The following is a 13,995-nucleotide window of genomic DNA, read 5'->3' as shown; positions in this document are numbered from 1 at the left end:
CTCTTGGAGGCGACGCCTCGCCTCAGTCGTCGAGGGAGTCGAGGAACCGCACCGACGACGACGACCGGTCGGCGTCGGAGTCGCGCCACTCGGCCCGCGAGACGGAGTAGCGGGCCTCGTCGCGGACCGCACCGTCGTCGAACGGCAACCCGTGGCGGACGACGCCCTCGAACTGCCCGCCGGTCGCCTCGACGTACTTCTCGACCGCCCGCCGGGAACGGTCGTTCTCCGCGACCACGCCGACGGCGACGAGGCCGAAGTCGAGTCGTTCGAAGGCGAGGCGCATCAGGGCGAAGGCGCGTTCGCCGGAGTAGCCGCGGCCCCAGAACCGCTTTCGCAGCCAGATGCCCAGTTCCGCCCTGTCGCGGTCCCACTCGCACCTGAGACCGCCCATCCCCGCGAACTCCCCGGCACCGTCTTCGCCCTCCCGGGGCCGAATCACGTAGTTCGCGTTCTCCCCCTCGCGGAACCGTTCCTCGCAGCTATCGAGGAACTCCGCCGTCTCCTTCGGGTTCTCGTGCGGCGACCACGGGACGTGTTCGGTCACGTCCTCGATGCCGTCGTCGGCCGACGAGATTCGGTAGAGTTCGCGGACGTCGACCGTCTCGCGGCCGGCGCGTTCGAGTCGGAGGCGACTCGTCTCGACGGCGGCGGGAAACAGGTCGCTCATCGGACCGACCCTCGCCGAGCGCCCGCCGACGCCGGCGGGCGCGGACCGTTCGCGCGCGATACGCGGCGCATACGCCGACGGACGGCTGACGCCGAAAAAAGCGTTCCCCGACCGAGGCACCGAATAGCACGGTCGGCGCTTTTCACCGCGCGCCGCGTACGCGCCGTATGCGAGTTCACTTCTCCGGGGAGGCGTTCGACTACCAGACGCTCCGCGCGATGGCGTACACGTCGTTCGGCGGCGCGGAGATAGGGGAGGTGCTGACGACGGCGGAGCGAATCGGGAAGCGCGACACCGAGTCGTGGCACCAGGAGTGGCGTCGGACCGCCGAACGCGTCGAGGGACTCGCCGAGGAGGCGGCCGAGGCGGGGCGGGAGCGAACCGCCCGCGGGGCGTACTTCCGGGCGCACACGTACTTCCGGACGGCGGAGTTCTTCCTCCCTGCCGACGACTCCCGGCGACGCCCGACGTACGAACGGAGTCGGGAGGCGTTCCGGGCCGCCGCCGAACGCCTCGATTCGCCGGCGACGCGCGTCGAGATTCCGTACGAGGACACCGACCTGCCGGGCTACCTGTTCGTCCCGGCGGACGCCGACGGCCCCCGTCCCACCGTCGTCTGTCTCGGCGGGTTCGACTCCGTGGCCGAGGAACTGTACTTCCTCTGTGCCGTCCCGGAGGCGTTGGCGCGCGGGTACGCCGTCCTCGCGTTCGAGGGGCCGGGACAGGGCGCGCCCCTGCGGGAGGAGGGCCTGACGGCGCGCCCCGACTGGGAGCACGTCGTCGGCCCGGCGTTGGACTACGCGGCGGACCTCCCGTCGGTGGACGACGCGCGAATCGGACTCGTCGGCGTCAGTTTCGGCGGGTACTACGCCCCGCGGGCGGCGGCGTTCGACGACAGGGTCGCCGCACTCGTCGCGTTCGACCACATGCACGACCTGTACCGCGCCTCGGAGTACGAGGCACCGCGCCTCGCGCGGGCGATGCGCCTCGCCCCGGACATCGTCGTGAACGCGCTCGCGTCCCTCGGCGGGCGGGTCAGCCTCGAATCGCGGTGGCTGCTGGAGAACTCGAAGTGGGTGTTCGGCGTCGACTCCGCCGCGGAACTCCAGCGGACGCTCCCGGAGTACTCGCTGTCGGGGGTGGCCGGGCGCATCGACTGCCCGACGCTCGTCCTCGCGGGCGAGGACGACCACTTCGTCCCCCTCGGACTCGCGGCGGAGTTCGTGGACGAACTGACCTGCCCGACGACGGTTCGCGTGTTCGGAACCGAGGAGGGGGCCGGCGAGCACTGTCAGGTCGGTAACCTGACGCTGGCGTCCGACGTGATGTACGACTGGTTGGACGAGGCGCTGGCGGCGTGAGGAGTCAACAGCACGAGGTTCGTCGCTCCTCCGCGGCGTCCGCCTCGGCGTCGCCGCCGAAGAAGTTCCGCAGGTTCTCCGGCAGTCGGTGGGGCGCGTCGGGTCGGACCGGCGAGTCCGCGCCGACCGCCGCCCGGAGAATCGCCGCCAGTAGGAGTCCGACGGGGGCCGCCTCGTACTCCTCCCCGCGGTACGACCAGACCCGGCAGCCGATACCGTCCTCCCCGCAGCGGATGTCACAGTCGCACAACTCGCCGCAGGAGTCGCACTCGCTCTCGCGGTAGTTCGGTTGGACGTCGCGCCCGTCGATGCGGACGGTCGGGGAGGTTTCGAGGCGGACGCGGCGCGCGTCGGCCTCGCTCTCGACGTGGACGTACCGGAGGGCGATATCGACGCCGAGTTCGTCGAGGGGGGTCGCCGCGGCGTCTACGGCCTCCCGCAGGGACGCCTCGGTGTCGCCGCACCGTTCGCAGCGTTCGCGGTCGAGATAGAGGAACTCGACGGTCACCGTGCGATTCGCGGACGACTCGGGCGTCACCGCTTCGACGGACACGTTCGGGTGGGGAGATGGGTTCGACATTCCGAGTTCGTCTACGGGACGGACATCCATATATCGGGCAGTACGAGGGCATAAACGCGGTTTCTCTGCGGAAACCGGTTCGAGGTCGATCGGCGGTCGGTCGGCGGTCAACGACCGGCGGCCGGTCAGCGGTCAGCGGCCGGCGGCCGGTCCGTCCGAGTCGCGGCGCGAACCACCGGGCGACTCTAAACGGGAAGCCGCCGAACGGTGAGGTAACCGATGCCGCCGAAACTCGAATCCCGAGACCTCTCCCACGAGGCCGACGGCGAACGCATCGTCGACGGCGTATCGCTCTCCGTCGAGGAGGGCGACGTCCTCGGAGTGGTCGGTCCGTCGGGGGCCGGGAAGTCGTCGTTCCTGCGGTTGCTCAACCGACTAGACGAGCCCACGGGCGGAACCGTGTTCCTCGACGGGGCGGACTACCGGACGATTCCGCCCCGCGAACTCCGGCGTCGCGTCGGATACGTCCCTCAGCGACCGGCTCTCCGGGGCGGGACCGTCCGCGAGAACGTCGCGGTCGGCCCGAGACTTCGCGGGGAGTCCGTGGACGAGGCCGAAGTCGCGCGCGTCCTCGGGCGCGTCGGCCTGCGGGGGTACGAGGACCGCACCACCGACGATCTCTCCGGCGGGGAGGCCCAACGCGTCGCGATAGCCCGGACGATACTCAACGACCCCGAGGCTCTCCTCCTCGACGAACCGACCGCCAGCCTCGACGCCGCCTCGGAGGCGAAGGTCGAATCCCTCTTGGAGGAACTCGTCGGGGAGTCGAACACGACGGCGGTGCTCGTGACCCACGACCGTTCGCAGGCCGGGCGACTCGCCGACCGAGTAGCCGTCTTCGCGGACGGCCGCGTCGAAACCGTCGGTCCGACGGAGGGGGTCCTCCCGTGACGCTCCTCGACCGATTCCTCGAACCGGTCGTCGTGCGTGGACTCGTCCAAGTGGCCGCCGCATCCGCACTCGCGGCCGTCGTCCTCGGCCTCTCGTACCTCCGGAGCCTCGACCTCGAATCCGAACTCGGGTGGGCGTTCGCGCGCGGGTTCGTGCAGGTCATCGCGATGGGGGCGTTCATCGGCGTCCTGTTCTCCGTCCCGTTGGCGTGGAGCGGCGGCGTCCTCCTCGCCATGATGGCCATCGCCGCGTGGATATCGAAGGACCGCGGTGGGGGCGTCCCGGGGGTTCTTCGGGTGTCGTTCGTCGCGATTCTGTTCGGTTCCGGCCTCGTCATCGTCGCGATGCTCGCGGCGGGGGCCATCGACGCGACGGTTCGGAACCTCATCCCCGTCGGCGGGATGATAATCGCGAACGCGATGAAGACGAACTCGCTGGCCCTGGACCGATTCAAGGGGGAGGTTCGGTCGAACCGGGCGGAGATAGAGGCGGTGCTCGCACTCGGCGTCCCCCCCGAGAAGGTGATATCCGAGTACGTGACGACCAGCGTCCGGGCGTCGCTCATCCCGATGGTGGACTCGCTGAAGAGTCTCGGACTCGTCTACATCCCGGGGATGATGTCGGGGATGATCCTGGCGGGCGCGAACCCGATTTACGCGGCGGAGTACCAGTTCGTCATCATGGGGATGCTGTTCGCGGCGGGCGGCCTCACGAGCATGGCGAGTACGCTCCTCGTCGGGAAGTACGCGTTCACGGAGGCGGAGCAACTGAAACCGTTCGAGGAACCCGCCGACGGAGGGATACGGACGCTTCTAAGCCGCGAGTGAAGGAGGGGTTCGACCCGACGGCCGCGCCGCTTATCCGCGTAAAGCGGCTACGCACTGTGCTATTCGACCGAGAAGACACCCTCTCTCATCGGCTCGCGAGGTGGAACGGTCCGGAGTACGCCCCGCCACCGCAGGAGAGAGCACCGCGAACGGCGCGGGAATCAACCGACGACGGTTGTTGAAGGCGAGTGCGCTCGTCCCCGCGGTACTTGCGGGATGCGCCGGGGAGGAGAGCGAACGCGAGGGCAGAGCGCAAACTCCCGAGACGACGACTCCCGCGGACGAACTTCCGCTGGCTCACGTCTCGAAATCGCCCGGAGAGCCGACGGCGGACGCCCCCGCCGTGCTACTGTTACACGGATTAGGGGGCGACGAGCGCCAACTCCTCCCGCACGCCGAGAACCTCCCCGACGACCTGCACGTACTGGGCGTGCGCGGCCCGCACTCGGCTACCCGTAACGGATACGCGTGGATGGGGCCGGGGTCGAAGCCCTTCGCGCGAAGTATCGAACTGCTCGCCGACTTCGCCGAACGCGTGCCCGAAGCGTACGGCGTTGACCCCGAGCGTATCGGCCTCTTCGGCTTCAGTCAGGGCGCGAAGGCGGCCCTCGCCGCGCTAGTCGAAGAGCCCGAGCGGTTCCGCTGGGCCGTCTCGCTGAACGGCTTCCTCCCGAGAGGTCACGACGACGCGGACACGCTCGCGCGCGCGCGAGGGAAGTCGGCGTTCGTCGGCGTCGGCGAGAAGGACTCGATCATCGGGCCTCAGTACGGCGAGAAGTCCGCCGCGCGACTCGACGACGCCGGACTCGACGTGACGTTTCGCTCCTACCCGGTCAGCCACCGCGTCTCCGACGCGGCGGTGGAAGACGTGGCCGAATGGCTCGGCCCGCGGCGGTAGTCGTCTGGACCGACTGGTCTCGGCGCTCGGAGGCCGAAGACGCGTCCGTGACCTACCGCTAGGTGCCGCTACGACTCCCGTCGTAAGGCTCATCCTCTCGAAACTCGACGATCGACTATGGTACAACGTCGCAGTATCGACGTTTCCGGGATGTCCTGTAACGGATGCGAACGCAACGTCGAGAACGCACTGAAGAACGTCGACGGCGTGCGCCGCGTGGAAGCGGACCACGAGGCGGGTACGGTCGAAATCGTCGTAGAGGACGACGTGAACGACGACGACCTCGGAACCGTCATCCACGGCGTCGGCTACGAAGTCGTCGCTTAAGCCGCCCTCGCGTCCGCTTCAGCGGACGCGTCCGTCTCGACCGGGGAGACGTTGGATTCGGCCGCGAAGTCCGTGTTGGGACGCTCGCCCCGAAGCAACTGCCCCGCGAAACTGTTCGCGAGGACGACAGAGACGGAGAGAACCATCGCGATCATCGCGAACACCGGGTGGACGAGGCCCGTCGTGGCGGCGGCCACGCCGATACCGTTGAACGAGAACGCGGCGAGGAGATTCTGCTTCGTCTTCCGATAACTGCTCTTTCCGATCTCGTAGGCGTCCATCGCGCCGCCGAGTCGGTCGCCCATCAACACGATGTCCGCCGACTCGATAGCGATGTCAGTCCCCGCGCCGATGGCGATGCCGATGTCGGCCTGCGTCAGTGCGGGCGCGTCGTTGATGCCGTCGCCGACCATCGCGACGCGTTCACCGTCGTCCTGCAACCGCCGTATCTCGTCGCGCTTGTCGCCGGGAAGCACGTCGGCCATCACCCGGTCGATGCCCACCGCTTCCGCCACCGCGTCGGCGGTTCGCTCGTTGTCGCCGGTGATCATGACCGGCGTGATGCCGACCCGCTTCATTCGCTCGACTGTCTCGGCGGCGTCGTCTTTCACGGGGTCGCCGATGGCGACGAGGCCGACGACCGACTCGTTCACGGCCGCGCAAACGACGGTGTAGCCTCGGCCCCGGAGTCGGTCGATATCGCCTCGGGCGGTCGTGGTATCGATTCCCTCCTCGGCGAGCCACTCGGGTTTCCCGACGAGAATCCGCTCCCCGCCGACCCCCGCGCGAACGCCGTTGCCGGTCACGCTGTCGAACTCGTCGGGGTCGGGGTATTCGACGCCGCGTTCGGCCGCGCAATCGAGGACGGCGTCCGCGAGGGGATGTTCGCTGAACGCCTCCGCGGTGGCCGCGCGCCGTATCACGTCGGACGCCGCGCACTCGACGGCGACCACCTCCTCGACCGCGGGTTCGCCCTTCGTGATGGTGCCCGTCTTGTCGAGGACGACGGTGTCCACGTCTCGGAAGATCTGGAAGGCGTCGCCGCTTCGCATCAGTATCCCCCGGTTCGCGGCGATGCCGCCGCCTCGGATGAGTGCGAGCGGTGTCGCCATTCCGAGCGCGCACGGATATCCGAGGACGAGTACGGCCAACGCCGCGAACGCTCCGCGTTGGACGTTCGGGCCGGTCCCGAACGGCCCGCCCGACCAGACGGCGGGGACGAGTACCCAAAATAGGAAGGAGACGACGGCGACGGCGAGGACGCCGGGAACGAAGTACTTCAGCACGCGGTCCGCTAACTGGACGACCCCGGGTTTCATCGCCCTCGCCTCCTCTATCTGCCGCGTAACCTGAGTCAGGAACGCATCGTCGCCGGTCGCGGTCACCTCCACGAGGAGCGTCCCGGTGTCGTTGACGCTTCCGCCGATTACCTCGTCGCCCGGCGTCTTGTCCACCGGAACGGATTCGCCCGTCGCGACGCTTTCGTCCACGGCGCTTTCGCCGTCGAGTACGGTGCCGTCCACGGGGATGCTCTCCCGGGTTTGACCCGCACGCGGTCGCCCGTCTCCAGTTCGGTTACCTCGACTTCCTCCACGTCACCGTCTGCGCGGGGCGTCTCCGACTCCGCTCCGTCGCGGACGCGCCGGGCGGTGTCCGGCCGGAGGTCGAGAAGTCCCTGAACGGCCCGCGACGCACGCGTTCGGACGATGAGGCTAGTATACTCGGAGAGGACGTGGTACGCGGTGATGAACACCGAGACGGCGAAGAAGTGGACTGTCGGGAAGCCGGGGAAGACGAACAACCCGAGGAACCCCCCGAACAGACCGGCGAACGCGCCGGCTTCGAGGAGGACGTGCTGGTTGAAGATGCGGCGTCGAAGGCTGTTGTAGGCCTTCGCGGCGATGTAGCGCCCGGGGCCGAACATCGTCCCGAGTGCGAGGCCCAGCGTCACGAGATCCATCCAACGGGCCTGCGATTCGAACGTCCGGCGGACGAGAATCATGAACAGCATCAGCCCGACGGTCGCGAGGGCCGCCGCGCCGGCGAGCGTCAATCGCCGGGTGGCCTCTTCGACCTCTCTCCGTTGCTCCTCGAACCGCTTTCGCTTGTCCGGGTCGCGGATAGTGTAGCCGAGGTCGCGGAGCGTGTCCTTCAGTTCGACCTCGCTCAGCGCGCCGCTATCGTACCGCACTCGAACCTCTTCGTGAGCGAGGCTGACGTTCACCTCCTCGACGCCCTCCGTCCGTTCGTACGCCTTGCGGATGCTCTCGGCGCAGAACGAACACGACATCCCGCCGATGTCGTACTGGGCGTGCGTGGTACTCATCGTTGGCTACACTCGGAGCGGCGCAGTGAAAGGCATTCTGATGCGTGTTGTAGCGGTGGTATTCAAATTCTACCGGACGAACGAGGTTGCGATACCCTTAGGACGCTCACTCCCGTACCGCCGGTACGAATGTCTCTCCTCGAAACCGACGTTCCGGTTCGGAACGTCATCACGACGGCCCCCGAGAAGGTCAAGGCGCTAGACAACGACGTACGCGCGAAGATTCTGGACATGCTGGCCGACCGGGAGATGACCATCGGCGCGATTCACGAGGAACTGAAGCGGCGGGGCGAGGAGAAGGTCGAGACCACCGTTCGCCACCACGTCAACGTCCTGAAGGACGCCGGTCTGGTCGAAATCGCTCGGCTCGAAGACGCCGGCGGCGGGACGCTCAAATACTACAAATCGAATACGCGCGTGTTCGCGTACGACCTCCCCGAGGGGAGCGAGGACGAACTCGCGGAGGCGCGGGAGGCGGCGCGGGAGGGGGTCGTTTCGCTCGTCGAGCAGTTGTCCCGCGAACACGGCGAAGCCATCGAGGGCGTCGCCCGGGAGATGACACCGTGCGAGTACTGCGAGAGCCAACGCTACGAGGAGTTCGTCGTCCGCGAACTGGTCAACAGGGCTCTGACGGACGCGAGCGAGGACGGGGCGTTCGACGAACTGAACACCGACTCGTCGTAGGCCTCCGCAACCACTAAACGCACCTCGCGCCTTGCTTCGACAATGAGCGACTGGACGGAGAAGTACCGCCCCTCGACGTTGGCGGAGGTGCGCGGGAACAACAAGGCCCGCGACGCGTTCGAGGAGTGGGCGAAGACGTGGGACGACCACCGGGAGGCCGTCGTCCTCCACGGCGCGCCGGGCGTCGGCAAGACGTCCGCGGCGCACGCACTCGCCAACGACATGGGGTGGGAGTCGGTCGAACTGAACGCCTCGGACCAGCGAACGGCGGACGTCATCGAGCGATTCGCCGGTCGGGCCGCGATGAACACGACGCTCGCGGGGTCGAGCGCCGGCGACTCGACGGGACGAGGCGAGGGCCGCCAACTCGTCATCTTGGACGAGGCGGACAACATCCACGGCAACTACGACAGGGGCGGCGCGGGGGCCATCACCCGACTCGTCAAGAAGTCGAACCAGCCCATCGTCCTCATCGCGAACGAGTACTACGACATGTCGAACGGGTTGCGGAACGCCGCCCGGGAGATAGAGTTCCGCGACGTGTCCTCGCGGTCCATCGTGCCCGTCCTCCGGGACATCCTCCGCAAGGAGGAAATCGAGTTCGACTCCGAGGCCCTCGACCACCTCGCGGAGGTGAACAAGGGCGACCTCCGGTCGGCCATCAACGACCTGCAGGCGGCCGCCGACGGGAAGGAGCGTCTGACCGTCGAGGACGTGGTGACCGGGTCGCGCGACAAGTCGGTCGGCCTCTTCGAGTTCCTCGACGCCGTCCTCAAAGAGGACTCGGCCCGCGACGCCCTCCAGTCGGCGTACTCGGTGGACGAGACGCCCGACGACCTCACGAAGTGGGTCGAGGACAAGGTGTCCATCGTCTACGAACCCGACGAACTCGCCCGCGCCTACGAGTTCCTCGCCAACGCCGACGTCTGGTTAGGGCGCGTCCGCGCGTCGCAGGAGTACTCCTACTGGCGGTACGCGACGGACAACCTCGCCGCCGGCGTCGCCGCCTCGCGGGACCGAACCCGCGGCGGGTGGACGCGGTACGGCGGCGCGCCCTACCGTTCGACGCGGAACAAGACGCGCGACGAGGTGGTGCGCAAGATAGCCGAGTCCGGCGGGTTCAGCATGGCCACCGCGCGGCGCGACGTGTTGCCGTTCCTCTCGGCGATGACCCACCACTGCAAGCCGCGCGAGTTGACCGTGGCGATGGCCGCCCACTACGACCTCGACGAGTCGGCCGTCTCCTACGTCACCGGAAGCGGCGAGACGACGAACAAGGTCCAGTCCATCGTCGAGGACGCCGAGGAACTCCGCGAGGAGGCCATCGAGGACCACGCGGGCGACGCGTTCGCCGGCGGCGTCCCGGACCGAGACGGCGACGATTCGGCTGGTGACGACGCGGACGAGGGCGACGGCGCGGCGGACGACGTCCTCGACAGGGACGCCGCGGACGACGACGCGGCGGAAGGGGAGGAAGCCGAGGGGGACGACGGGCAGTTCAGCCTCACGGACTTCTGAGCGGAGCGGTCTTTTTCTCGCGAAGCCGATAGCCGTCGCTCGGCGGTGACGGCGGCGAAGCGGTGACGTTCCCAGGGCGGCGAAAAAACGGGGATAGCGGGTCCGACGCTCAGGCGAGTGCGTGCGGACGGGTCGTGAGGGTGGTTCCGCAGTTCGGACAGTCGAGCGTTTCGACGTCGTCGCCGTCGTTCCACTCCCACCGGTCGGAGGAGGCGATTCGCCCGCAGTCGGGACAGAAGAGCACGTCCTTTCGGACGGTTCGGCGCTCTTCGTCGCCGGCCGCGTTCGGGTTTCGTTCCATTGCGCTCATGGTCGAATTACGTGCTCAGAGGGGATAGCGGTGGCGTCTGCGCCGAAAAGAAGATGACAGATAGCGGGCCGGCGACTCCAACCCGGCTACAGCAGTTTCGAGAGGAACCGCTTGCCGCGGTCGGTCTCGGGGTTCTCGAAGAACTGCGTCGGTTCGCCCGTCTCGACGATTTTCCCGTCGGCCATGAGGACGATTCGGTCGCCCACCTCGCGGGCGAAGCCCATCTCGTGGGTGACGACCATCATCGTCATCCCCTCCTCCGCGAGGGTCCGCATGACGCCGAGCACTTCGCCGACGAGTTCCGGGTCAAGTGCGCTCGTCACCTCGTCGAACAGCATGACCCGCGGATCCATCGCGAGGGCGCGGGCGATGGCGACGCGTTGTTGCTGGCCGCCGGAGAGCTGGTTCGGGTAGGAGTCCGCTTGGTCCGCCAGTCCCACCCGGTCTAAGAGCGACTCCGCACGTTCCCGCGCCTCCGCCTCGCTCGCGCCGCGGACTTTCATCGGCGCGAGCGTGACGTTCTCGACGGCCGTCTTGTGCGGGAACAGGTTGAACGACTGGAACACCATCCCGATGCGCTGGCGGAGGCGGTTGATGTCCGCGTTCGGGTCAGAGATGGACTGGCCGTCCAGCCGAATCTCGCCGCCCTGAATCTCTTCGAGTCTGTTCGCGCAGCGAAGCAGCGTGGACTTCCCGGACCCCGAGGGGCCGACGACTACGCACACCTCGCCGTCGGCGACGTCCAAGGAGACGTCCTTGAGGACGTGCGTCTCGCCGAAGTACTTCTCCACGCCGTCGAATTCGAGGAGGGGCGCGCTCATCGGCGCTCACCTCCCCAGTCGGAGCGCTCTTCGAGGTAGGTCACGAGTTTCCCCATCGGAATCGTGATGGAGAGGTACGCGACGGCGACGAGGAGCAACGGCGTCCACGGGTCGAACGTCGCGCTGTTGACGTCGCGGAACTGCTGAATGAGTTCGGGGATGGCGATGACGGTCAGAAGCGAGGTGTCCTTCACGAGGATGACCTGGTCGTTCCCGATGGCGGCGAGTGCGTTGCGCCACGCCTGCGGGATGACGACTTCGCGCATCGCCTGCACGTAGCCCATCCCGAGCGAACGCGCCGCCTCCATCTGCCCGTCCGGGACGGCGTTGATGCCGCCGCGGACCGCCTCGCCGACGTACGCGGCGTGGTTCAACGTCAGCGCGATGATCGCCGTCGGAATCCCCCAGTTCGAGAAGGGGAACGACCCCGGCCACAGCGCTGGGATGCCGAAGTAGATGACGAATATCTGGAACAGGAGCGGCGTTCCGCGGAAGAACTGGACGTACGCCCCGGATATCCCGCTCGTGATGTTGGTCTTCGAGACGCGTGCGAGTCCGACGAACACGCCCGAGAACACCGAGAGGATGCTCGACGTGACGACGATGCCGAGCACCAACACGTACGCGTTGATGAACTGCGGCAGAATCGTCGGTATCAGCCTGAAGTCGACCTGCGTCGCGAGGATGTAGAGGACGAGAAGGACGACTCCGAGTGCGAACAGACTCGCCAGTCCAGCCCCGAGGTACTTCAGCGTCGTGTCGTCGAAGTACGTCGGACCCCCGGTACCCCCCTCCGAGTCGGACGCAGTTCCCGAGTATGAGTCAGCCATTGTTGGTTCAGATTGCGTGTTTCGGTGTTAAAGAGAAGGGTAGAGGCTTAGCCTTGGAAGTACTTCGAGTATATCTCGTCGTACTTGCCGCTCTCTCTGATGGCGGCGAGGGCTTCGTTGACCTTCTTCCGGAACTCGTCGTCGTCCTTGCGGAACGCGATGCCGTACTCTTCGACCGTCAGCGTGAGGTACGGCGGGGCGTTCTTGCCTTGCTCGGCGGCCGCGCCCTCGCCTTCGAGGAACCGGACCTTGCCCTCGCCCTTCCCGTTGACGAACTCGGCGTTGACCGTGTTGTCGTTGATGACGGCGTCGACCTGTCCGTTCATGAGCGCTTGGAACGCGCCGGAGATCTGGTCGAACTTCTTGAGGTTCAGGTTACCGCCGAACTCCTCTTTGAGGCCCTCGGCAGCGTTCGCGCCAGTCGTCCCCTTCTGGACGCCGACGTTCTTGCCCTTGAGGTCCTGCTTCGAGGAGATGGAACTGTCCTGCCGGACGATGACCGTCTGGTACGCCGTGAAGTAGGGGTCCGAGAAGTCCACCTTCTTGGCGCGTTTCTCGTTGATGGTCATCGCCGACATGATGATGCGGAAGTTGTTGTTGTTCAGCGAGGGGATGATGGAGTCGAAACTCGTCGGCTTGAACTCGTAGCCGATTCCGAGTTCACCCTCGAAGATGGCCTTGGCGATGTCCACGTCGAACCCGGTCAGTTCGCCGGACGTCGTCTCGTACTCGAACGGACGGTACGGGATGTCGGACCCGATGACGACCGTCTCGGGGAGGGAGTTCGACCCGCCCGTCGTCGTCCCCTCGCCGGTCCCAGTCTCGGCGTTCGTCGTCTCTTCGCCGGACCCCGTGGTCGTTTCGCCTTCGCCGCCACCGCCACCGCCGCCGGTACAACCGGCCAGAAGCGTGCCGACGACGGCACCGGTACCGGTCTTGATGTACGTACGTCTATCCATGACAGTGTCCGGTAGCCGACCGAGGTATAACACCTCTTCGATTCTGAAAACTCGGAACTGGAACAAGAGCGGCCTTCGGTGGGATATGTGTGTCAGAATATCTGGAAAACTTGGATGATTGCGCAACTGAACGCCGCGACGGCGACGGTTGCCGCCTCAGTCGCTTCCGCCGGGGACGCCGCGGACTCGGCCCGCCCGCGTCCGGTCGTAGAGAAGCCACGCCGCGGCGGCGGCGAGGCCGAACGCGACGGCCGTGCCCGCGAGCGAAACGTACTCCAAGCCGCCGCCGTACACCTGCCGCCCGAGGACGAGCAAGGAGACGGTGAGGACGGCCGCGGCCCCGGTCGTCAGACGGAGGCGAGAGCGCAGGCCGCCCTCGAACGCGTCGGCGGTCCAGACGGCGGCGGCGACGAGGGCGGCGTACGCCGCAAGACCGACCCCGTAGTACACCGCTTGGACGTTCGCGCCGAACGGGACGAACGCGTGCGGCGTCGTGATCACCATGGCGAGGAGGCCCGCCGCCGCGGCGGTGACGGTCGTTCGGATTCGGGTCGGGTCGGCCGTCTCGAACGTCCACGCGGCGGCGAGGGCGACGCCGGTGAAGATTATCGAGGCGGTGAGGAAGTGAGCCATTAGAATCGCCCACTGGTAGGTCGTGACGGTCAGCGCACCGAGGATTATCTGCGAGGGCAGGAGCACCGTCGAGACGGCGAGGGAGACGCGAACCCGCCGGGCGACGCCCTCGCGCCACGCGAGGAGCGTCGTCCCGAGGACGAGGAATCCGGTCACCATCGCGACGAGGCGGTGGAACCACTCGATGAAGCTGCTCCAGTTGGCCGGAAACAGGCCGAGGAAGCCGTCGCAGAACGGCCACCGGCCGGCGCAGGTGAGTCCGGCCCCGGCGGCCGCCGTGTACACCCCGAGAACCATCAGTATCCCCGTGAGAACGAACGAGGCGGCCACGAGACGACGAAGGCGGGTGTCCATACCGTC

At 67.4% G+C, this 13,995-nt stretch carries 14 protein-coding genes and 1 pseudogene; 7 read left to right on the top strand and 8 right to left on the bottom strand.

All coding sequences use genetic code 11. The annotated features are described in order from the left end of the window. Nucleotides 1-22: 22 nt before the first annotated feature. On the bottom strand, nt 23-661 hold the full coding sequence (locus ACFQEV_RS05970) for a GNAT family N-acetyltransferase (RefSeq protein ID WP_379694554.1): 639 nt from the start codon (nt 659-661) through the stop codon (nt 23-25). Nucleotides 662-837: 176 nt separating this feature from the next. On the opposite strand from ACFQEV_RS05970, the gene ACFQEV_RS05965 reads away from it, so the two are divergent. After that, nucleotides 838-2,031, top strand: coding sequence for an alpha/beta hydrolase family protein (locus ACFQEV_RS05965; RefSeq protein WP_379693606.1), 1,194 nt, complete (start codon nt 838-840; stop codon nt 2,029-2,031). 4 nt (nt 2,032-2,035) lie between these two features. On the opposite strand, the gene ACFQEV_RS05960 is transcribed toward ACFQEV_RS05965, so the two are convergent. Then, nucleotides 2,036-2,611: a DUF2703 domain-containing protein gene (locus tag ACFQEV_RS05960; RefSeq protein WP_379693604.1), complete on the bottom strand. Its 576-nt coding sequence runs from the start codon at nt 2,609-2,611 to the stop codon at nt 2,036-2,038. 219 nt (nt 2,612-2,830) lie between these two features. Here ACFQEV_RS05960 and ACFQEV_RS05955 point away from each other — a divergent pair, with 219 nt between their 5' ends. From ACFQEV_RS05955 to ACFQEV_RS05940, 4 genes are all read left to right on the top strand, one after another. Further along, nucleotides 2,831-3,502, top strand: a complete 672-nt coding sequence (locus ACFQEV_RS05955) for an ABC transporter ATP-binding protein (protein ID WP_379693602.1) — start codon at nt 2,831-2,833, stop codon at nt 3,500-3,502. Next, the gene (locus ACFQEV_RS05950) at nt 3,499-4,329 is read left to right on the top strand and encodes an ABC transporter permease (protein WP_379693598.1); all 831 of its coding nucleotides are present in this window, start codon (nt 3,499-3,501) and stop codon (nt 4,327-4,329) included. The genes ACFQEV_RS05955 and ACFQEV_RS05950 overlap by 4 nt, the downstream gene beginning before the upstream one ends. A 178-nt stretch (nt 4,330-4,507) precedes the next feature. Then, nucleotides 4,508-5,227, top strand: coding sequence for an alpha/beta hydrolase (locus ACFQEV_RS05945; protein ID WP_379693595.1), 720 nt, complete (start codon nt 4,508-4,510; stop codon nt 5,225-5,227). A 117-nt stretch (nt 5,228-5,344) separates the two neighbouring features. After that, nucleotides 5,345-5,554, top strand: coding sequence for a heavy-metal-associated domain-containing protein (locus ACFQEV_RS05940; protein ID WP_379693592.1), 210 nt, complete (start codon nt 5,345-5,347; stop codon nt 5,552-5,554). Here the strand turns inward: ACFQEV_RS05940 and ACFQEV_RS05935 are convergent. Continuing rightward, nucleotides 5,551-7,880, bottom strand: a pseudogene (locus ACFQEV_RS05935) (heavy metal translocating P-type ATPase). The gene ACFQEV_RS05940 and the pseudogene ACFQEV_RS05935 sit on opposite strands and share 4 nt — an antisense overlap. A 129-nt stretch (nt 7,881-8,009) precedes the next feature. On the opposite strand from ACFQEV_RS05935, the gene ACFQEV_RS05930 reads away from it, so the two are divergent. After that, entirely contained in the window at nt 8,010-8,564 is a 555-nt protein-coding gene (locus ACFQEV_RS05930; protein WP_379693590.1) for an ArsR/SmtB family transcription factor, read from the top strand. Nucleotides 8,565-8,606: 42 nt separating this feature from the next. Beyond that, nucleotides 8,607-10,082, top strand: coding sequence for a replication factor C large subunit (locus tag ACFQEV_RS05925; protein WP_379693588.1), 1,476 nt, complete (start codon nt 8,607-8,609; stop codon nt 10,080-10,082). A gap of 109 nt (nt 10,083-10,191) precedes the next feature. On the opposite strand, the gene ACFQEV_RS05920 is transcribed toward ACFQEV_RS05925, so the two are convergent. The 5 genes from ACFQEV_RS05920 to ACFQEV_RS05900 all read right to left on the bottom strand — a co-directional run bounded on the left by ACFQEV_RS05920 (nt 10,192) and on the right by ACFQEV_RS05900 (nt 13,989). Further along, nucleotides 10,192-10,392, bottom strand: coding sequence for a DUF8106 domain-containing protein (locus ACFQEV_RS05920; protein WP_379693586.1), 201 nt, complete (start codon nt 10,390-10,392; stop codon nt 10,192-10,194). Between the two features lie 86 nt (nt 10,393-10,478). After that, nucleotides 10,479-11,213: an amino acid ABC transporter ATP-binding protein gene (locus ACFQEV_RS05915; protein WP_379693583.1), complete on the bottom strand. Its 735-nt coding sequence runs from the start codon at nt 11,211-11,213 to the stop codon at nt 10,479-10,481. Then, on the bottom strand, nt 11,210-12,043 hold the full coding sequence (locus ACFQEV_RS05910) for an amino acid ABC transporter permease (protein ID WP_379693581.1): 834 nt from the start codon (nt 12,041-12,043) through the stop codon (nt 11,210-11,212). The genes ACFQEV_RS05915 and ACFQEV_RS05910 overlap by 4 nt, the downstream gene beginning before the upstream one ends. 47 nt (nt 12,044-12,090) lie before the next feature. Then, nucleotides 12,091-13,002: a basic amino acid ABC transporter substrate-binding protein gene (locus tag ACFQEV_RS05905; protein ID WP_379693578.1), complete on the bottom strand. Its 912-nt coding sequence runs from the start codon at nt 13,000-13,002 to the stop codon at nt 12,091-12,093. Between the two features lie 156 nt (nt 13,003-13,158). Further along, nucleotides 13,159-13,989, bottom strand: a complete 831-nt coding sequence (locus ACFQEV_RS05900) for a COX15/CtaA family protein (protein WP_379693575.1) — start codon at nt 13,987-13,989, stop codon at nt 13,159-13,161. Between the last annotated feature and the right edge of the window lie 6 nt (nt 13,990-13,995).

This window comes from Halopelagius fulvigenes, assembly GCF_042662625.1.
Lineage (GTDB): Archaea > Halobacteriota > Halobacteria > Halobacteriales > Haloferacaceae > Halopelagius > Halopelagius fulvigenes.
Note: the sequence above shows the minus strand (reverse complement) of the source record. Positions and strands in the feature narration are given on the sequence as shown.

Bases quoted from the DNA above. Each gene is read 5' to 3' on its own strand.
- ACFQEV_RS05965 (WP_379693606.1), top strand. From the start codon at position 838: ATGCGAGTTCACTTCTCCGGGGAGGCGTTCGACTACCAGACGCTCCGC.
- ACFQEV_RS05960 (WP_379693604.1), bottom strand. From the start codon at position 2,611: ATGTCGAACCCATCTCCCCACCCGAACGTGTCCGTCGAAGCGGTGACG.
- ACFQEV_RS05955 (WP_379693602.1), top strand. From the start codon at position 2,831: ATGCCGCCGAAACTCGAATCCCGAGACCTCTCCCACGAGGCCGACGGC.
- ACFQEV_RS05940 (WP_379693592.1), top strand. From the start codon at position 5,345: ATGGTACAACGTCGCAGTATCGACGTTTCCGGGATGTCCTGTAACGGA.
- ACFQEV_RS05930 (WP_379693590.1), top strand. From the start codon at position 8,010: ATGTCTCTCCTCGAAACCGACGTTCCGGTTCGGAACGTCATCACGACG.
- ACFQEV_RS05925 (WP_379693588.1), top strand. From the start codon at position 8,607: ATGAGCGACTGGACGGAGAAGTACCGCCCCTCGACGTTGGCGGAGGTG.
- ACFQEV_RS05920 (WP_379693586.1), bottom strand. From the start codon at position 10,392: ATGAGCGCAATGGAACGAAACCCGAACGCGGCCGGCGACGAAGAGCGC.
- ACFQEV_RS05915 (WP_379693583.1), bottom strand. From the start codon at position 11,213: ATGAGCGCGCCCCTCCTCGAATTCGACGGCGTGGAGAAGTACTTCGGC.
- ACFQEV_RS05910 (WP_379693581.1), bottom strand. From the start codon at position 12,043: ATGGCTGACTCATACTCGGGAACTGCGTCCGACTCGGAGGGGGGTACC.
- ACFQEV_RS05905 (WP_379693578.1), bottom strand. From the start codon at position 13,002: ATGGATAGACGTACGTACATCAAGACCGGTACCGGTGCCGTCGTCGGC.
- ACFQEV_RS05900 (WP_379693575.1), bottom strand. From the start codon at position 13,989: ATGGACACCCGCCTTCGTCGTCTCGTGGCCGCCTCGTTCGTTCTCACG.